Source organism: Mesorhizobium sp. EU05-FHT14A09 (assembly GCF_058790995.1).
Genome location: NZ_JBYTDF010000005.1, coordinates 429,744 through 449,024, shown reverse-complemented (window position 1 = coordinate 449,024; position 19,281 = coordinate 429,744). Strand labels below are relative to the sequence as shown.

The 19,281-nt window shown below is 62.0% G+C and carries 18 protein-coding genes; 14 read left to right on the top strand and 4 right to left on the bottom strand.

The features are described 5' to 3' along the window. Positions 1-9 precede the first annotated feature (9 nt). From AC3WTO_RS20170 to AC3WTO_RS20160, 3 genes are all read left to right on the top strand, one after another. A complete protein-coding gene (locus AC3WTO_RS20170) occupies positions 10-1,632 on the top strand; it encodes a copper resistance CopC/CopD family protein (protein WP_492462671.1) in 1,623 nt (540 codons plus the stop codon). 150 nt (positions 1,633-1,782) lie between these two features. Next, positions 1,783-3,198 carry an NADP-dependent phosphogluconate dehydrogenase gene (gene gnd / locus AC3WTO_RS20165; protein WP_492462670.1) on the top strand — a complete coding sequence of 472 codons (1,416 nt, stop codon included), beginning with the start codon at positions 1,783-1,785 and terminating at the stop codon, positions 3,196-3,198. A gap of 107 nt (positions 3,199-3,305) precedes the next feature. Then, positions 3,306-4,562, top strand: a complete 1,257-nt coding sequence (locus AC3WTO_RS20160) for a S41 family peptidase (protein WP_492462669.1) — start codon at positions 3,306-3,308, stop codon at positions 4,560-4,562. Positions 4,563-4,574: 12 nt separating this feature from the next. Here AC3WTO_RS20160 and AC3WTO_RS20155 read toward each other — a convergent pair whose 3' ends face one another. Beyond that, entirely contained in the window at positions 4,575-5,615 is a 1,041-nt protein-coding gene (locus AC3WTO_RS20155; RefSeq protein ID WP_492462668.1) for a LacI family transcriptional regulator, read from the bottom strand. A gap of 347 nt (positions 5,616-5,962) precedes the next feature. Between AC3WTO_RS20155 and AC3WTO_RS20150 the strand changes: the two genes are divergently transcribed. The 9 genes from AC3WTO_RS20150 (at position 5,963) to AC3WTO_RS20110 (ending at position 14,203) form a co-directional block, all read left to right on the top strand. Then, the gene (locus AC3WTO_RS20150) at positions 5,963-7,201 is read left to right on the top strand and encodes an ABC transporter substrate-binding protein (RefSeq protein WP_492462667.1); all 1,239 of its coding nucleotides are present in this window, start codon (positions 5,963-5,965) and stop codon (positions 7,199-7,201) included. A gap of 191 nt (positions 7,202-7,392) precedes the next feature. Further along, positions 7,393-8,283 carry a carbohydrate ABC transporter permease gene (locus AC3WTO_RS20145; RefSeq protein ID WP_492462666.1) on the top strand — a complete coding sequence of 297 codons (891 nt, stop codon included), beginning with the start codon at positions 7,393-7,395 and terminating at the stop codon, positions 8,281-8,283. A gap of 2 nt (positions 8,284-8,285) precedes the next feature. After that, on the top strand, positions 8,286-9,191 hold the full coding sequence (locus tag AC3WTO_RS20140) for a carbohydrate ABC transporter permease (protein WP_492462665.1): 906 nt from the start codon (positions 8,286-8,288) through the stop codon (positions 9,189-9,191). A gap of 2 nt (positions 9,192-9,193) precedes the next feature. Further along, a complete protein-coding gene (locus tag AC3WTO_RS20135) occupies positions 9,194-10,288 on the top strand; it encodes an ABC transporter ATP-binding protein (protein WP_492462664.1) in 1,095 nt (364 codons plus the stop codon). 42 nt (positions 10,289-10,330) lie between these two features. Then, positions 10,331-11,077, top strand: a complete 747-nt coding sequence (locus AC3WTO_RS20130; protein WP_492462663.1) for a sugar phosphate isomerase/epimerase family protein — start codon at positions 10,331-10,333, stop codon at positions 11,075-11,077. 10 nt (positions 11,078-11,087) lie between these two features. Further along, a complete protein-coding gene (locus AC3WTO_RS20125) occupies positions 11,088-12,227 on the top strand; it encodes a Gfo/Idh/MocA family protein (protein ID WP_492462662.1) in 1,140 nt (379 codons plus the stop codon). Positions 12,228-12,395: 168 nt separating this feature from the next. After that, on the top strand, positions 12,396-13,442 hold the full coding sequence (gene mgrA, locus AC3WTO_RS20120; RefSeq protein WP_492462661.1) for an L-glyceraldehyde 3-phosphate reductase: 1,047 nt from the start codon (positions 12,396-12,398) through the stop codon (positions 13,440-13,442). Positions 13,443-13,605: 163 nt separating this feature from the next. After that, entirely contained in the window at positions 13,606-14,025 is a 420-nt protein-coding gene (locus AC3WTO_RS20115; protein WP_492462660.1) for a Fur family transcriptional regulator, read from the top strand. A gap of 19 nt (positions 14,026-14,044) precedes the next feature. Then, positions 14,045-14,203, top strand: coding sequence for a hypothetical protein (locus tag AC3WTO_RS20110; protein ID WP_492462659.1), 159 nt, complete (start codon positions 14,045-14,047; stop codon positions 14,201-14,203). A gap of 6 nt (positions 14,204-14,209) precedes the next feature. Here the strand turns inward: AC3WTO_RS20110 and AC3WTO_RS20105 are convergent, their stop codons facing one another. The 3 genes from AC3WTO_RS20105 to AC3WTO_RS20095 all read right to left on the bottom strand — a co-directional run bounded on the left by AC3WTO_RS20105 (position 14,210) and on the right by AC3WTO_RS20095 (position 18,154). After that, positions 14,210-14,536, bottom strand: coding sequence for a hypothetical protein (locus tag AC3WTO_RS20105; RefSeq protein WP_492462658.1), 327 nt, complete (start codon positions 14,534-14,536; stop codon positions 14,210-14,212). A 181-nt stretch (positions 14,537-14,717) separates the two neighbouring features. Beyond that, positions 14,718-17,669 carry a DNA polymerase I gene (gene polA / locus AC3WTO_RS20100; RefSeq protein ID WP_492462657.1) on the bottom strand — a complete coding sequence of 984 codons (2,952 nt, stop codon included), beginning with the start codon at positions 17,667-17,669 and terminating at the stop codon, positions 14,718-14,720. A 98-nt stretch (positions 17,670-17,767) separates the two neighbouring features. Continuing rightward, a complete protein-coding gene (locus AC3WTO_RS20095) occupies positions 17,768-18,154 on the bottom strand; it encodes a winged helix-turn-helix transcriptional regulator (RefSeq protein ID WP_492462656.1) in 387 nt (128 codons plus the stop codon). 119 nt (positions 18,155-18,273) lie between these two features. Here AC3WTO_RS20095 and gstA point away from each other — a divergent pair, with 119 nt between their 5' ends. Continuing rightward, complete coding sequence (gstA, locus tag AC3WTO_RS20090) at positions 18,274-18,888, top strand: glutathione transferase GstA (protein WP_492462655.1); 615 nt, start codon at positions 18,274-18,276, stop codon at positions 18,886-18,888. Further along, positions 18,885-19,277: a nuclear transport factor 2 family protein gene (locus tag AC3WTO_RS20085; protein ID WP_492462654.1), complete on the top strand. Its 393-nt coding sequence runs from the start codon at positions 18,885-18,887 to the stop codon at positions 19,275-19,277. The genes gstA and AC3WTO_RS20085 overlap by 4 nt, the downstream gene beginning before the upstream one ends. Positions 19,278-19,281 lie beyond the last annotated feature (4 nt).

The window sequence follows — 19,281 nt, the reverse complement described above, 5'->3', positions numbered from 1 at the left end:
TATCGGTCCATGCAGCAGTCCGCTTTGCAGAATTCGCGAGAGATCCTCCGACGCCTGGTCACAGCTGTTGTGGTGGTGTTCGGCCTTCTTGCCGCCTTTGGCGTCGGTCAGGCTTCCGCACATGCCAGCCTTGTCAAGACCGAGCCGACGGATGGGGCGATGCTGCAACAGAGCCCAAGCCGGTTTTCACTCGCCTTCAGCGAACCGGTTTCGCCGCTGGTGCTTACCCTTGTACGCCCGGATGGCACGCCGGAACGACTGACGTCATTTCGCAGCAACGGGCAGACGCTCGACATCGACAATCCGCAACCGCTCGGCAACGGTACCCATGTGCTGAGCTGGCGTGTGATTTCCGCCGACGGGCATCCGGTCAGCGGCTCGGTGCTGTTTTCGATTGGCTCCGCCAGCGTCGCGCCGCCGATTGGCGAGTTGGCCGATCCCTGGCTGCATCGCGCGATCTGGGTGGCCAAGAGCCTGCTCTATCTTGGCCTGTTCCTCGGCGTGGGCGGGGCCTTCGCTCTCTTATGGCTGGCGGGCGAGGGACGTGGTGGCGACCGGTTCGTCATGGCGATGCTGTTCACCGGGCTGATCGCCGCCCCGGTGTCGCTCGGTCTGCTGGGGCTCGATGCGCTGGGGGCACCGTTTGAACAGTTCGCGCAGGCGATTGTCTGGAAGACCGCCTTTGCCACCAGCTTCGCCTGGACCGTACTGATTGCTGCCATCGGGCTGGGACTGGGGCTCCTGGCACTTGTCCTGCCGCGTGCCGATGCCAAGCCGTTCGCTGCCGCTGCACTGATCGCCGTCGGTGTGGCGCTTGGCGCAAGCGGCCACGCCAGTGCCGCCGCGCCGCAGTGGCTGACGCGGCCTATGGTTTTCTTCCACGGCGTCGGCATTGCCTTCTGGGCCGGTGCCCTGGTGCCGCTGGCGGTGACGCTCAAGCGCCAGGCACCTGGCGCCGACATGTTCCTGCGCCGTTTCTCAGCGGCAATCATGCCGGTGGTCGCAGCGCTGGTGGTTGCCGGCACTGTGCTTGCGGTGATCCAGGTCGAGACGTTTTCGGCGCTGATCGATACGGAATACGGCCGGCTGCTGCTGGCAAAGCTTGCGCTCGTGGTCGGGCTGTTCGCGCTCGCCGCTACCAATCGCTGGGCACTGACCCGCCCGGCGCAGGCCGGGCAGACCGCCGCGCGGCATCGGCTGGTTCGTTCAATCGCGGTCGAGGTCTTCATCGTGCTGGCGATCTTCGGCATTGCTGCCGGCTGGCGTTTCACACCGCCGCCACGCGCATTGGCGATTGCCGCTGCCGAGCCTGTCTCGACACATATGATGACGCTGCAGGCGATGGCCGATCTCACCGTGACTCCCGGCCGGGCCGGAACCGTGTCGGCCAGCATCATGCTGATGACCGGTGATTTCGGGCCACTCGATGCGAAGGAAGTGACCTTGGTTCTTTCACAGCCTGAAGCAGGGGTCGAACCGTTGAAACGCGTCGCGACCAAACCTGGCGACGGGACCTGGCTGGTCGACGGTCTGGTCATCCCATTTCCCGGGCGCTGGACGGTTCGGCTCGATATACTGATCTCGGATTTCGAGATGGTGAAACTGGAAGGACCGATCGACATCCGTCCCTGATGCCAGCGTGCAGTTTGTCGGTCGACGGAAGCTTAATCGATTGAAATTTCCGTTGAGTGGTCAACCGCCGCTTGTTGACGAAGCGGGTGCCTGAGGCCAATCATGTCACCTCTACGGCGACAGCCGTTATTCGCAGACAGGAACGACAGCATGGAAAAAGCCGAAATCGGCCTGATCGGCCTCGGTACGATGGGCTCCAACCTCGCCCTCAACATTGCCGAGAAAGGGCACCGCATCGCGGTCTACAACCGGACGCCGTCGAGAACCGACGACTTCGTTGCCAAGGCCGGCGAGCTTGCCAGCCGCGTCGTGCCTTGCGAAAGCCTTGCCGATCTCGCTGCCGCCATTCGCCCGCCGCGGCCGATCATCATCATGGTGCTGGCCGGCAGCCCCGTCGACGAACAGATCGCTGCCCTGCGCGGCGAACTCGCCGCCAACGACATCATCATCGATGCCGGCAACGCCAATTTCCGCGACACGATGCGGCGCTTCAAGGAACTGGAGGGCTCTGGCCTGACCTTCATCGGCATGGGCGTTTCGGGCGGCGAGGAAGGCGCGCGCCATGGTCCGTCGATCATGGTCGGAGGCAAGGAGGAATCCTGGCACCGGGTCGAAAGCGTGCTCACAGCGATCTCCGCCAAATTCAAGGGCGAGCCCTGCGCTGCCTGGCTGGGGCCGGATGGGGCGGGCCATTTCGTCAAGACCATCCACAACGGCATCGAATATGCCGACATGCAGATGATCGCCGAAATCTACGGCATCCTGCGCGACGGGCTCGGCATGGCGCCGAAGGAGATTGCCTCGGTTTTCGCCGAATGGAACAAGGGCCGGCTGAATTCCTACCTGATCGAGATCACCGCCGAGGTGCTAAAGGCTGACGACGTCAAGACCGGCCAGCCGGTGGTCGACATCATCCTCGACCGCGCGGGTCAGAAAGGCACCGGCAAATGGTCGGTGATCGAGGCACAGCAGCTCGGCATTCCTGCGACCGCTATCGAGGCGGCGGTGGCAGCACGCGTGTTGTCGTCGCTCAGGGATGAGCGGCTGGCAGCAGAGAAGGTCTATGGCGGCGGCGTGGCGCGCATCACCGCGCCGCAAGACACGCTGCTCAAGCAGCTGGAACTGGCATTGTTTGCCGGCAAGATCGCGGCCTACGCACAGGGCTTCGCCGTGATGGCCGGAGCTTCGAAGGAATTCGGCTGGAACCTGCCGATGCCGACGATCGCCAAGATCTGGCGCGCCGGTTGCATCATTCGCTCTCAGATGCTGGACACGATGGCTGAAGCCTTTGGATCCGGCGCCGCTTCGATCAATCTTTTGATGGCACCAGACTTCGTGAGGTTGATGCAGGAAGCTCACCCTGGGTTGCGGCGTGTGGTGGCACTGGCCTCGGAAGCCGGCGCGCCGGTACCTGCGCTGTCGTCAGCGCTTGCTTACTTCGACAGCTATCGCCAGGGCCGGGGAACCTCGAACCTCATTCAGGCGCAGCGCGATTTCTTCGGTGCGCATGGCTTCGAACGCATCGACGAGGCCGGCGCGTTCCATGGGCCGTGGGGACAGGGCTGAGGTCTTTCAGATAACGTATGTTCCCCATGCGCGGCGCTCACTGGACAGTGGCGTCGCGCATGCGTTCGTGTTTGGATGACGTCCGCTGGTTCCGGGCTGGAGGGCGCATGCGGGCGAAGTGGCTTCTGTCGGCTGTGGCCGTTGTCTGCTGGGTGATGACCGCGCAGGCTCAGAACAAGGCTGACAAAGAGTCCGTTGCCTACGAGGTGGTGAGCAAAATCAGGGAATTCGTCGAGCGAGATTTCTACAAGTCGGTCGAGTTTCCCTCATTTGCGGAAAGGCACCCGACAAATGCCGATATCGACAAGGCCCTGGCCGATCTGCATGCCTCGCACACACGTCGTTTCATGCCCGGAACCATTGATTATTATGAAGTGGCAGACGTCTATGGCCGTCGGTTGGGGATTAACCGTCGTTTCGTCTTCCCGCCTTACGGCGAAGTCAAATATGAAGGCATCGGCATTGCCTCCGCCATTATCGACGGCAAGCGATTTGTCACTGATGTCTATGATGGGGCGATTGCGCAGACGGCGGGCATACTGGTCGGTGATGAAATATTGGCCGTCGATGGCAGGCCCTTTGACGAGATCCAATCGTTCAAAGGACTTGCTGGAAAGGTTGTGGTTGTCACGATAAGGCGTTCTGCCAAGGCGCGTCCTTTGGACATGCCGGTGATGGTTACTTCCATCTCACCGGTCAGAATGTTTCTCGAAGCGATCAATGCCAGTGCCCGCATCATAGAGAGCCGCAGCCGAAGCATCGGCTACATAAGGCTGTGGACTCTTGCGTCTTCGCTGACCAACGAAACAGTGGAATCGTTGATGCGGGAGGGGATTTTGAGCGACGCTGCCGGTTTGATCCTCGACCTGCGGGGGAGATGGGGCGGCATCTCAAGCGAGCTCCCAGCAATCCTGACAGACGACTTCTCGGACATATCTTTCTCTGCTCAGGGCTGGAGCCGTTCCCAACGAGAAGCGTGGCGTAAACCCATTGTTGTGCTCATTGATGAGGGAACACGCAGCGCAAACGAACTGTTGGCGTGCGCAATGAAGAGGCGAGGTTTTACGCTTATCGGCAAGAAGAGTGCCGGGGCTGTGCTGGGCGGACATGCCTATCTGCTTCCTGACAACAGTCTGCTGATGCTGGCAACAGCGGCGGTGCGGATCGGCGGCGAGGAACTCGAAGGCAAAGGGGTTACGCCAGACAAGATCGTGGATGCGCCTGTTCCCTATGCGATGGGAGCGGATCCTCAGCTCGACGTAGCGCTCGAAGAAATGGTGGCACAGCTACCGAACGCCAGCCCTTGGGGGAGCTCTTCTTCTCTGCGAGACAGCCGTTGCGCGATGGAGAATGCCATCCAGTAGCAGCTGGACACACTACCTTGGCGCGATCACCTCGGTCGGCACCACCAGCTGCTGCATCGGGGCCGCCGATCTGTCGTCGATGCAGCTGAGCACGGCGGTCGCCAGGTCGTGTCCGGCGAGCCGGAAGTCTTCCTCGACGACGTGGATTTCGGGACGCACCAGCTGCAGCAGGTTGAACGGTTCCTTGGCGACGAGGTCGACATCGCGTCCAAGCTTGAAGCCTGCCGCCTCGATACCGGCAATGAGGGCGAAAGTCGGGCCACCGGCACCGCAGACGATGCCGTCGGGGCGGCCATTCCGTCGCATCAGTTCGATGGTGTGGCGGCGGATGTCGTCGATGACATCGTCGCTGCTGACGGCCGAGAAGGGAACCTCGCTCTGGCCATGCCGGTCCATCTCGTCGAGGAAACCACCGCGCATATGCTGGTGGTAGGTCAGGGCCGGCGGCGGCGCCAGAAGCGCCAGGCGCTTGCGGCCGAGCCCTGCCAGCCGCTGCACAGCCAGCCGTGCGAAGCCCTCATTGTCGAAGTCATGATAGGCATGCTCGATCCCCATCGCCGTGCGACCATGGGCGGCAAAGGGAAAGCCACGCTCGGTCAGATAGCGCACGCGCGCGTCGTTCGGTTGAGTGCGCGAGATGATGATGCCGTCGGCGGAGCCGGTTTCCACCACGTAGCGGATCGGCTCCATCGGATCGTTGTTGTGGGAGTAGGGCGCGACGACCAGGTGGTAGGGCGTCGCCGCCAACCGCTCTGAGATGCCGTAGATGAAATCGGACAGGAAGCCGCCAATCTGTTCGGTGGTGTTGAGCACGACGGAGATGACGTTGGTCTTGCCCGTACGCAGGCGCACGCCGGCCCGGTTCGGCCTGTAGCCGATCTGGCGGGCGACGAGCTGAACGCGCTTGCGTGTCTCGGCGCCGATCTCGGGAGCATCCTTCAGCGCACGCGAAACGGTTGTGACGCCGAGCCCCGTCATGAAGGCAAGCGTCTTGAGCGTCGGCCTGCCGGCCTCCGCTTCGTCCTCATCGGTGTTGCGGTTCGATTTTTCCATAACCCTGCCCGCAGCGCGCATACCAGCCTGTCTCGGCGGCGACAATGCGCCAATTCATCAACCCTGCTTGGAAGGCTGATCAAGCAAATATACTGAAACGTTACAGATATGCCAGATGAACCTTGGTCGACAGCTTCCGGGCAGTCGCCGCGATTGTGCCCAATCTGCCCGATTTGCGCTGCAAATGCCTATTTTTGCACTGCGGTATGACAGAATTGCCGGATTTTTTCGCCTATTTTGTCGAGCCTCGAAAAATATTTTGGCCTATCAATCAATAAGGGATTGCCACGAGGAAGCAATTGCCGTATCCAAAATCTGTAACGTTTCAGATTTTGGGAGGAATCGGAATGCGACGCACTTTGACGGCTGCTGCGCTGGCGGCCGGGACGGCTCTCGGTTTTGCCGGCCCTACTTTCGCTACGGATCTGGAAGTCACGCATTGGTGGACATCGGGCGGTGAAGCCGCCGCTGTTGCCGAACTCGCCAAGGCTTTCGACGCGACCGGCAACAAATGGGTGGATGGCGCCATCGCCGGCTCCGGCGGCACAGCCCGACCGATCATGATCTCGCGCATCACAGGCGGCGATCCGATGGGCGCCACGCAATTCAATCATGGCCGCCAGGCCGAGGAACTGGTGCAGGCCGGACTGATGCGCGATCTCACCGATATCGCTGCCAAGGGCAAGTGGACGGAGGTCGTGCGGCCGAAAGGACTGCTCGATTCCTGCACCATCGACGGCAAGATCTACTGCGTGCCCGTCAACATCCATTCCTGGCAATGGCTGTGGTTGTCCAATGACGCCTTCGCCAAGGCGGGCGTAGCGGTGCCGAAGACCTGGGACGAATATGTCGCGGCGGCCCCTGCGCTGGAAAAGGCCGGTATCGTGCCGCTCGCCGTCGGCGGCCAGCCCTGGCAATCTGCCGGCGCCTTCGATGTTCTCATGCTGGCAGTCGGTGGCACGGAAGCCTTCTTGAAGGTCTACAAGGACAAGGACGGCGCCTTCGCCGGCGGGCCGGAAATCGCCAAAGTGTTCAAGGCGGCCGATGACGCCCGCAAGATGTCCAAGGGCACCAATGTGCAGGACTGGAACCAGGCCACCAACATGGTCATCACCGGCAAGGCCGGCGGACAGATCATGGGCGACTGGGCGCAGGGTGAGTTCCAGGTAGCCGGCAAGGTCGCCGGCAAGGATTACACCTGCCTGCCCGGTCTCGGCATGAACAGCGCACTCGCCACCGCCGGCGATGCTTTCTACTTCCCATTGCTGAAGGATGCCGAGAAGGCAAAGGCACAGGAAATACTCGCCGAAACACTGCTCGATCCCAAGACGCAGGTGGCCTTCAACCTGAAGAAGGGTTCACTGCCGGTGCGCGGTGACGTTGATCTCGCTGCCGCCAATGACTGCATGAAGAAGGGGCTCGACATCCTCGCCAAGGGCAATGTGATCCCGTGGACGGATCAGTTGCTGTCGCAGGACACGCAGAAGCAGAAGGAGGACCTGTTCTCCGAATTCTTCGCCAAGCCGGAGCTGAGCGTCGGGGATGCGCAGAAGCGTTTCGCCGACATCATCTCCAGCGCCGACTGATCCTGTTCACCCGATCCTCCCGGGCTCCGGCTTCGCCCAGTGCTTGGCGGGCTGGAGTTCCCGGAGGTCCAGGACTAGAGCGTTTCCGTTTTTACGGAAACGCGGAAACGCTCTAAGTTGTTGTTTTGCCGCATTTTTGCAACGCCAAGTGTATCCACTTGGCTACAAAATGCTCTGGGGACGGCTCCTTCATGAGCACTGTGACCAAGCGACCAAGTCGGCTGTTCCGCAACCTCAGCGCCAAGCTCGCCTCGGTGCCGATGATCCTCACCGCGCTGGTGGTGTTCGTCGGCGGCACGCTGTGGACCGTGCTTTACTCCTTCACCAATTCGCGGCTGCTGCCGCGGCTCAACTTCGTTGGCCTCGACCAGTATGAGCGGTTGTGGGCAGCACCGCGCTGGCTGGTTTCGATCGAGAACCTGGCGATCTACGGCATCCTGTCCTTGATCTTTTCCCTGGTGATCGGTTTTGTGCTGGCGGCATTGCTCGACCAGAAGATCCGGTTCGAGGATACGTTGCGAACGATCTTCCTTTACCCGTTCGCGCTTTCCTTCGTCGTCACCGGCGTGGTCTGGCAATGGTTGCTCAATCCGGATTTCGGGGTGCAGGCCGTGGTGCGCTCGCTGGGTTGGGAAAGCTTCGCCTTTGATCCGCTCTACAATTCCAGCATCGTCATCTATGGCGTGCTGATCGCGGCGCTCTGGCAAGGCACGGGCTTCGTGATGTGCCTGATGCTGGCAGGCTTGCGCGGCATCGACGAGGACATCTGGAAGGCGGCGCGGGTGGACGGCATCCCGGCCTGGAGGACCTATCTCTTCATCGTCCTGCCGATGATGCGACCGGTGCTGGTTACCACACTGGTCATCATCGCCGCAGGTATCGTCAAGGTCTACGACCTCGTCGTGGCACAGACCAGCGGCGGGCCGGGCATCGCGTCCGAAGTGCCCGCCAAATATGTCTACGACTACATGTTCTTCGCACAGAATCTCGGCCAGGGGTTCGCAGCCTCGACGATGATGCTCCTGTCGGTCGCCATCGTCATCGTGCCCTGGGCCTATCTCGAATTCGGGCGGAGGCGCTGACCATGACGATGTCGCAGGCGCATGCCACCGACGGTCCACGGGGACCGAAACCGCACCATGCTTTCTCAAGGCGCAATATCTTCATCTACGGCACGCTGTTCGTGGTGGCCGTCTACTATCTGCTGCCGCTCTATGTGATGGTGGTGACATCGCTGAAAGGCATGCCGGAAATCCGGCTCGGCAACATCTTCTCGCCGCCGATGGAAATCACCTTCGAGCCCTGGGTGAAGGCATGGGCGACCGCCTGCACAGGGCTGAATTGCGACGGGCTGTCGCGCGGCTTCTGGAATTCGGTGCGCATCACCGTGCCTTCGGTGATCCTGTCGATCGCCATTGCATCGGTGAATGGCTACGCCCTCGCCAACTGGCGTTTCAAAGGTTCGGAGCTGTTCTTCACCATCCTGATTGTCGGCGCCTTCATTCCCTATCAGGTGATGCTCTACCCGATCGTCATCATCCTGCGTGAGATTGGGCTCTACGGCAGCCTGAGCGGGCTGGTCGTCGTGCATTCCATCTTCGGCATGCCGATCCTGACGCTGCTGTTCCGCAATTATTTCGCATCGTTGCCGGAGGAGCTGTTCAAGGCGGCGCGCGTCGACGGCGCCGGCTTCTGGAGCATCTATCTGCGCATCATGCTGCCGATGTCGGTGCCGATCTTCGTCGTCGCCGTGATCCTCCAGATCACAGGCATCTGGAACGACTTCCTGTTCGGTGTCGTCTACACGCGCCCCGACACCTATCCGATGACGGTGCAGCTCAACAACATCGTCAATTCGGTGCAGGGCGTGAAGGAATACAACGTCAACATGGCCGCCACGCTGCTGACCGGCCTCGTACCTCTCGTCGTCTACTTCATCTCCGGCAAACTGTTCGTGCGCGGCATCGCCGCCGGTGCGGTGAAAGGGTGAGCATGAACGCAATCGGCAATCCCAGCGTCTCGATCCAGGAACTGAAGCTCAATTTCGGCACGGTTTCGGTGCTGCAGTCGCTCAATCTCGACATTGCCGAGGGCGAGTTCATCGTGCTGCTCGGGCCGTCCGGCTGCGGCAAGTCCACTTTGCTCAACTGCATTGCCGGCCTGCTCGACATTTCCGACGGCCGCATCTTCATCAAGGGCAAAAACGTCACCTGGGAAGAGCCGAAGGATCGCGGCATCGGCATGGTGTTCCAGTCCTATGCGCTCTACCCGCAGATGAGCGTGAAGAAGAACCTGTCCTTCGGTCTGAAGGTGGCGGGAACGCCGAAGGACGAGATCGACAAGCGCATCGCGCGTGCCGCCGAGATCCTGCAGATCGAGCCACTCTTGCAGCGCAAGCCGGCAGCGCTTTCCGGTGGCCAGCGCCAGCGCGTGGCGATCGGGCGGGCGCTGGTGCGCGACGTCGATGTCTTCCTGTTCGACGAACCGTTGTCCAACCTCGATGCCAAGCTGCGTTCGGAGCTACGCGTCGAGATCAAGCGGCTGCATCAGCGGCTCGCCAACACCATGATCTATGTCACCCACGACCAGATCGAAGCGATGACTTTGGCCGACCGCATCGCCGTCATGCGCGGCGGGGTGATCCAGCAGCTGGATGCGCCGCAGGCGATCTACAACCGCCCGGTCAACCGTTTCGTCGCCGGTTTCATCGGGTCACCCGGCATGAACTTCATCGAGGGCAAGATAGAGGGGAGCGATGGCGGCTGGCGCTTCAGCGCCGGCGACCTGAACGTTCCGCTCTCGACCTATGCCTTCGAGCGGCACCCCGTGCCGGGGCAGGCGGTGTTCGGGGTGCGGCCTGAACATATCGGCCTGAATTCCGGCTCCGACTGGCCGTTCTCTGCGAAGGCGACCGTCGACGTCGTCGAGCCGATGGGTTCCGACACGCTGGTCTGGGTGCGGCTCGGGGCGCAAAGCCTCTCGGTGCGCGTGCCCTCCGAGCGGGCTCCGATGACCGGCAGCCAGGTCGAGATCGGCTTCGACCCATCGCGCGCCTCGCTGTTCGACGAAGACGGCAGCCGGCTGTGACAACAACCCCAACGACATCCCCCAAGCAGATGGACAGATAGAATGGACTGGTCATTTCAACTCTACAGTGCCCGCAATTTCCTGCCTTGGGACAAGGTACTGAAATTGCTGGGCAGCCTCGGCTATGCGCAGGTCGAAGGGTATGGCGGCGTCTATGACGATCCGAAAGCCTTCCGCGCCGAACTCGACAAGAACAAGCTTGCCATGCCGACCGGGCATTTTTCGATCGAAGCGCTGGAGAGCGATTTCGACGACGTGCGCAGGATTGCCGATGCGCTCGGCATCAAGCTGCTGATCTGTCCCTATCTCGTTGCCGAAGCGCGCCCTGTCGATGCCGCCGGCTGGCGCGGTTTCGGCGAACGGTTGGCCAAAGTCGGCGAGACGGCGAAGAAAGCGGGATACGGCTTTGCCTGGCACAACCACGATTTCGAGTTCAAGGCACTGCCGGACGGCTCGATCCCGCAGGAACACATCCTGTCGGCGGCCCCGGATATCGCCTGGGAAATGGACGTCGCCTGGGTCGTTCGCGGTGGCGCCGATCCGCTACCCTGGATCGAACGCCACGGCGGCCGCATCGTTGCCGTCCATGTCAAGGATATCGCCAAGCCCGGCCAGGGCCTGGACGAGGACGGCTGGTCGGATGTCGGCCACGGCACCATCGACTGGCCCAAGCTGACCAGGCAACTGCGTGAGCGCAGCAGCGCCAGCTATTTCATCATGGAACAGGACAACCCGAACGACATCGAGCGCTTCGCGCGCCGGTCGATCGAGGCTGCCCAGACTTATTAGGAGAACGACGATGGCAAAGAAACTCGGGATCGGCGTCATCGGCGCCGGCAACATTTCGGCCGCCTATTTCAGGCTGGCGCCGCTGTTTCGCGGCATCGAGATGCGGGCATGCGCCGACATCAACATGGACGCGGCAAGGGCGAGGGCGAAAGAGTTCAAGCTGCGCGCCGAGACGGTGGACGATCTGCTGAAGGCCGACGACATCGACATCGTCGTCAATCTCACCATCCCCGCCGTCCACTACGACGTGTCGAAGCGGGTGCTCGACGCCGGCAAGCATGTCTATTCGGAAAAGCCGTTCGTGCTGTCGCTGCAGGAAGGGCTCGATCTGCGCAAGCGCGCCGAGAAGAAGGGCCTGCGCATCGGCTCGGCACCCGACACCTTCCTCGGCGGCGCGCATCAGCTGGCGCGCCATCTCGTCGATGACGGCAAACTCGGCGCGATCACCGGCGGTACCTGCACGGTAATGAGCCACGGCATGGAACACTGGCATCCGAACCCGGATTTCTTCTTCCAGCCCGGCGCCGGTCCCGTGCTCGACATCGGGCCCTACTACGTCACCAACCTGATCCAGCTGGTCGGGCCGGTGAAGCGCGTCGCAGCCTTTGCCTCGATCCCGGCCAAGGAACGCGTCATCTCCTCGAAGCCGCGCGCCGGTGAAAGGATACCGGTCAACACGCCGACCACCATCCATGGCCTGCTAGAATTCGCCAATGGCGCGGTGGTCACGCTGAACACCAGCTGGGACGTGTGGGCGCATGGCCATGCGCCGATGGAGCTTTATGGCGAGAAGGGCACGCTCTATGTGCCGGATCCCAATTTCTTCGGTGGCGACGTCGCCTATACCAAGGAAAGCAAGCCGGCAAAGGCGCTGCCGAAATGGCCGCATCCGTTCGGCGTGCCCAATGAGAAGCATTCCCAGGGCATGATGGCGAACTATCGCACGGCCGGTCTGGCCGACATGGCGCTGGCGATCATGGAAGGGCGCCCGCATCGTTGTTCGATGGAACTGGCGCTGCATGCGGTGGAAGTGATGACCAGCCTGTTGAAATCGGCGGAAACCGGCAAATTCGTCTCCATGCAGACGACCTGCGAACGCCCGGCAGCGCTCGGCCTCAAGGAGGCAAAAGCGCTGCTTGCGAAAAAGTAGGCCGCCATCGAGCGGTGGTTTGTCTGCGCCGTCTCATCTCTTGCGTTGACGCAATTCCGAACGGAAAACCGCTGCACACTTTTCCTGGAATTGCTCTATAGCTGCGTCCTTCGAGCTTCGCCTCGAAGGACGCATTCGTTTGCGTGAAACCCGCCAAAGGACTGAGATATGCCTTACGCTCCCGCCGCCGACCGTTACCAATCGATGATCTACAACCGCTGCGGCCACTCCGGCCTGAAACTGCCGGCCATCTCGCTGGGGCTGTGGCACAATTTTGGCGAAGACACTCCGCACCGGGTCAAACGCGCCATCTGCCAGAAGGCGTTCGACCTCGGCATTACCCATTTCGACCTGGCCAACAATTACGGTCCGCCACCCGGTTCGGCCGAGATCGCGTTCGGCGAGATCCTGCGCACCGATTTTGCCGGCTATCGCGACGAATTGATCATTTCGAGCAAGGCCGGCTATGACATGTGGCCGGGACCGTATGGCGAGTGGGGCAGCCGCAAATATCTGCTCGCCAGCCTCGACCAGAGCCTCAAGCGCATGGGGCTCGACTATGTCGACATCTTCTACTCGCACCGTTTCGATCCCGACACGCCGCTAGAGGAAACGATGGGCGCGCTGGATCATGCCGTGCGCTCGGGCAAGGCGCTGTATGCCGGCATCTCGTCCTACAATTCGCAGCGCACGCGCGAGGCGGCCGACATTCTCAAACAGCTCGGCACGCCCTGCGTCATCCATCAACCCAGCTATTCGATGCTGAACCGCTGGGTCGAGGACGATGGCCTGCTCGATACGCTGGAAGGGCTCGGTGTCGGCTCGATCGTGTTCTCGCCACTGGCGCAGGGCATGCTCACCGCCAAATATCTGGGTGGCGTGCCGGAAGGCAGCCGTGCTACGCAAGGCAAGTCGCTGCGTCAATCCTTCCTCAATGAGCAGACGATCACCAACATCCAGGCGCTCAACGGCATTGCCGAGAAGCGCGGCCAGACGCTGGCGCAGATGGCGCTGGCCTGGGTTCTGCGCGGCGGCCGCGTCACTTCGGCCCTGATCGGCGCCAGCCGTCCCGAGCAGGTCGAGGATTGCGTCGGCGCACTCAGGAATCTCGACTTCAGCGACGCCGAGCTGGCCGAGATCGACGGTTACGCACGCGAGGCCAACATCAACCTCTGGGCCGCCTCGGCCGAGAGAACCGGGCCGACGCGCAAATAATCGGTGCCGGCCTGAGACAGGACGGTCCGGACGCCCTCCGGACCGTCACGTCACAAGGCAATGGCAAAACCAACGATTCATGCTTATTTCTGAGACGGACGGTCGGTTGCCATGGCCGCCGTCCGATGAGCGCATGAGGCGTGCAGGTATCGAAAGCGGAATCATGACGGCAAGGAATGTGCTGACCAAGAACCAGCAGAGCGTGCTGGAAAAACTGGAAGCGGCCAATGCGCCGCTCAGCGCCTACACGCTGCTCGACCAGCTGCGCGAACGTGGCTTCCGCGCGCCACTGCAGGTCTATCGCGCGCTCGATACGCTGATGAAGGAAGGTTATGTGCACAGGCTGGAAAGCCTGAACGCTTTCGTGGCTTGCTCGGACCCGCACGATCACGGCCATGCGCATGGGCACAGCCATGGCATGACTGCCTTCGCCATCTGCGACACCTGCGGACAGGTCACGGAATTCTGTGATGAGAAGATCGGCGAGCGGCTCGGCGAATGGGTCGGTTCCGCCGGTTTCGTGGCCAAGAAGGCAGTGATCGAATTTCGCGGCACCTGTGCCAAGTGCCGGGCGGAGGCTTAACGAACTCAGAGCAAGCAGAATGGAAACTGTCGCTTCTTCATTCGAGTTCTTATATCACATCTTCTATATCGGATATGGCCTGACCGTGCTGGCGATGCTGGCTGCTTTCTTCGTCCAGCTGTTGCGTGGAAGGATCACCCTTGAGGCCATGCGGAGCGGTCGCTGGAGCTGGTTTTGACCTGGTCTATTGCGGCGGGAAGCTGACGATGAGCGTGACAAGCGCTGTTATCAGGACCGGCCCCAACGCGTAGAGGAAGGTCCTTCTCGCACTATAACGTCCCTTGGCAGGGATCAGCGCCGACACGTTGCGCGCATAAAGCATGCCCATCACGACGCCGGCCGCCGCCATGCCGAATGTCACCAGAATGACCAGGCTGGCGAGACTCTCGCCTGAGGGTGGCGTCGGCGCCAATGCCGACCACAAGGCCACGGCCAGGAAGCCGAAGCCCAGGCCGAAGAAAGCGTGACCAAGGACAATCTCGAAGCGCCTCGTCATAACCACCCAAATCATTTCATGCTTGAAATAGGTCGCGCCTTCTACCAAACGGCAAAATAATTTCTAGTTAAGAGTGTGTGCCGCGGCACGCCACAATCACTCTTGGTGAATACAATATTGATTGGCGGAACCGTTGCACGCTCCGGAGCCATTCAAGGCCGTCGAGGAGCGGGCTCTTTCCCGTTCCGATCAATCGTCAATGCGCCTCATCCCAGTTGTTGGCGGCGCGGGCGTCGACCTGCAGCGGTACCGACAGTGAAACCGCCGGCATGGCTGCATTCTCCATGACTTCGCGCACCACCGGAATGGTCGCCTCGACTTCGTTCTCGACGGTTTCGAAGATCAGTTCGTCGTGGACCTGCAGCAGCATGCGCGCAGAGAGCTTGGCATCTTCCAGCGCCTGATCGACGCGGATCATGGCGCGGCGGATGATGTCGGCGGCCGTGCCCTGCAGACGGGCGTTGGTCGACGCGCGTTCGTTAAAGGCGCGGATGGATGGATTGGACGAACGGATTTCCGGATAGTGGATGCGGCGGCCGAAGATGGTCTCGACATAGCCGAGGTCGCGGGCTGACGCCTTGGTGGATTCGATGTAGTCGCGGATGCCCGGGAAACGCTCGAAGTATTTCCTGATGTAGTCGGACGCCTCTTCGCGCGGGATCGAGAGCTGGTTGGCCAGGCCGAAGGCCGAAATGCCATAGATGATGCCGAAATTGATCGCCTTGGCACGATTGCGGATTTCGCGCGGCATGCCTTCGACCGGCGTGTTGAACATTTCCGAAGCCGTGGCGGCGTGGATGTCGTCGCCATTGGCGAAGGCCTGCTTCAGCTGCGGGATGTCAGCGACGTGGGCGAGCACACGCAGTTCGATCTGGCTGTAGTCGGCCGAGATCAGCTTGTTGCCCTTGTCAGCGATAAAGGCGGTGCGGATCTTGCGTCCTTCGGCCGTGCGGATCGGAATGTTCTGCAGGTTCGGTTCGGAGGACGACAGGCGGCCGGTCGTCGTGGCCGCGAGCGCATAGGAGGTGTGCACGCGCTTGGTCGACGGGTTCACATATTCCGGCAGCGCATCCGTGTAGGTCGACTTGAGCTTGGTGACCTGACGCCAGTCGACTATCTTGCGCGGCAGTTCGTGGCCTTCCGCAGCCAGTTCCTCCAGCACCTGTGCCGTGGTGGACCACTGGCCCGACTTGGTCTTGGTGCCGCCCGGCAGTTTCATCTGGTCGAACAGAATATCGCCCAGCTGCTTGGGTGAGCCGATGGTGAAGCGTTCGCCGGCGATCTGGTAGATTTCGTCCTCAAGCGCCGCAGCACGCTGCGCGAAGTCCCCCGACAGCCGCGACAACATCTGCCGGTCGACGGAGATGCCGCGCTCTTCCATCTTCGCCAGCGTTTCCACCAGCGGCCGCTCGAGCCGCTCATAGACCGATGCGACACGCTTGGCAGGGAGCTGAGGCTTCAGCACCTGCCAGAGCCGCAATGCGACATCGGCGCCTTCGGCGGAATAGGCCGTTGCACGATCCACCTCGACGAACGCAAAGGTCACCAGTTTCTTGCCGGAGCCAACGATATCCTTGTAGGGGGGCATCGTGCGACCGAGCCATTTGTCGGCCAGCGAGGCGATGTCGTGGCCGCCCGCCGTGCCGCCGTCGAGCACATAGGACAACAACATGGCGTCGTCATAGGGCTGGAGCAGCAAGCCATGCCGGCGCAGGACTAGCCAATCGTATTTCACATTGTGGCCGATCTTGAGCACTGACGAATCGGCGAGCAGGGGAGCGATCGCCTGGCGCGCATCCTCGAAAGAGATCTGCTGAGGCGCCATGCCTCCGCCGAGCAAGTCGTCTTCGGCGCTTCGGTGCGTCAGTGGCACATAGGCCGCGCGGCCGGGGCGCGTTGCCAACGAAAAGCCGACCAGATCGGCCTGCATCGGATCGAGCGACGTCGTCTCGGCGCGGAAAGCGACGGTCCCGGCTTCCCTGGCCTCCGCAATCCAGGACTGCAGGGTGGCGACATCGCGAATGCAGGCATAGGCGGCCGGATCGAATTTCGCCACCGCCGCCTGCTGGATGCGGGCCGCGACGAGCCCGGCGACCGTGCCTTCGACATTGCCGCGGCCGAAGTCCGCCGACGTGGCCTGCTCCACGGCGGGCTGCTGCACCCGCGGAACCGCAGGGGCGCCCGCGCCGACATCCGGTCCATGTGCGCTGTCACCCGTCTCGACCGTCAGCGCCGCCGCGTCGATGGCGGCGACATCGGTATCGGTCGCCTCGGCGACGCGCCGTGTCAGCGTGGTGAACTCCATTGCCTTGAGGAAGCCGATCAGCCGCGGACCGTTCGGCGGCTGCAGCACCAGATCGCCCAGCCCCTCGACCACCGGGACGTCGTTCTTCAACGTCACCAGGTCGCGCGAGATGCGGGCCTTGTCGGCATTGTCGACGATCGACTGGCGACGCTTTTCCTGCTTGATCTCGCCGGCGCGGGCCAACAGCGTATCGAGGTCGCCGAACTGCTCCAGAAGCTGGGCGGCCGTCTTCGGGCCGATGCCGGGAACGCCCGGCACATTGTCGACCGAGTCGCCGGTCAGCGCCTGCAGATCGATCATCTTCTCCGGCGGCACGCCCCATTTCTCGATCACTTCGGGGATGCCGATCTGCTTGTCCTTCATCGGGTCGTACATGCCGACGGCAGGTCCGACGAGCTGCATCAGATCCTTGTCGGACGAGATGATGGTGGCGTCGGCACCGGCCTCGCGCGCCAGGCGCGCATAGGTGGCGATGAGGTCGTCGGCCTCGAAGCCTTCCATCTCGATGCAAGGCAGATCGAAGGCGCGGGTGGCTTCGCGGATGAGTCCGAACTGCGGAATCAGGTCTTCCGGCGGGGCCGATCGGTTGGCCTTGTATTCGGCGTAGAGTTCGTTGCGGAAGGTCTTGGACGAATAGTCGAAGATGACGGCGAAATGGGTGGGCGTGATGCCGACATTGGTGTTGCGCGCATCCTGCATCAGCTTCCACACCATGTTGCAGAAGCCGAGCACGGCGTTGGTGGGAAGCCCGTCCGACTTGCGGTTCAGCGGCGGCAGCGCGTGATAGGCCCGGAAGATGTAGCCGGAGCCGTCGACAAGGAAGAGATGATCGCCTTTTTTCATGGCGATACGGGTAGCTCGCCGACAGGCGGCTGTCCATGGTTTAGGCCGCTGTGCCGCCGTCTCCTGACATTCTGCGAACAGCTTTCCGCACGGCCGGTTCAGGCGGTCAGGACAAGCTCTTCGGATGCGACAATCACCTTGGCGGCCCTGCGTTGCTTGAATTTATGGCCGATCTCGATGATCGCCTGGATGGCGGGCATGAATTCGGCACCGAGATCGGTCAGCCCGTATTCGACCGAAGGCGGCGAGGTCGGCATCACGCGCCGCCACAACACGCCTTTCTCTTCCAGGTCGCGCAGCCTGGAGGTCAGCACCTTGGCCGAAACCGCCGGGATGTCGGCTCGCAACTCACCGAAGCGGCGCGGCTCGGCGCTGAGGCACCAGATGATGTTGGGTGTCCAGGCGCCGCCCAGCAGCGACATGCATTCGCTGAGCGGACAGGAGTAGGGCGGCGCGACGGCCTTGTTCTTGCGGACCTTGAGCATGGTCTTTTCCAGTTACCGCCGAGATACCCGATTCAGCCGATCACCTCAAGTTACATGGTATCCATAGGTTACCGTATTTGCTAGCCGTTCGGACGTTCATTCCTGAAAGGGGACCCTTCATGAAACTTTATTACTCTCCCGGTGCCTGTTCGCTGTCTCCGCATATCGTGCTGCGCGAACTTGGTCATGATTTCGAGCTCGAGAAGGTCGATATCCACGCCAAGGTCACCGAAAGCGGCAACGACTTCCGGGCTATCAATCCGAAGGGCTACGTGCCGGCGCTGCAGCTGGCAGACGGAGAGGTGCTGACCGAGGGTGTGGCGATCGTGCAGCATCTGGCCGATGCGGCCACTGCGCGCGAGCTGGCGCCGGAGCCGGGAACCCTGGCGCGGACACGGCTTGTCGAACATCTGAATTTCATTTCCGCGGAACTGCACAAGTCCTTCGGCCCCTTGTTCCAGGGCGCCTCGGACGAGGCCAAGCAAGCGGCCCGGGCAAAAGTGGGCAGCCGCCTCGATCTTCTCGAACAGGTCTTTGCTGACGGGCGCGATTTTCTGATGGGAGAGAATTTCTCGGTCGCCGACGCCTATCTGTTCACCATCGTCAGCTGGGCGCAGCCGACGGGAATCGATCTCGGCAAATGGCCGCGCATCGCCGCTTTCGTGGAACGTGTCGCGCAGCGTCCGGCCGTCCAGGCGGCCATTGCCGCCGAAGGTCTGGGAAAGGCGGCGTGAGCGCCGAGCTTTCCCATGGCTCGGCCCATGCGGTCGTCGCTGCAGCGCTCGCCGATTATTTCGACGGGCTCCATTTCAGCGATACGGCTAAGCTCGGCCGCATCTTCCATCCGCAGGCGATCTACGCCTGCGCGACGGAGGGCAAGCTCCTGCATCTGACGATGCAGGAGTATTTTCCGATCGTCGACAAGCGACCGTCGCCGGCCAGCCGAGGCGAGCCTCGCGCCGACCACATCGTGTCGATCGAGTTCGCCGGCCCGGTCACGGCGTTTGTGCGGCTCAACTGCACGATCGGTCCGAAGTTCTTCACCGACCTTCTGACCCTCATCCATGTCGACGGTCGCTGGCAGATCATCTCCAAGGTCTTTCATTTCGACCTGAAATCCTGAAGCG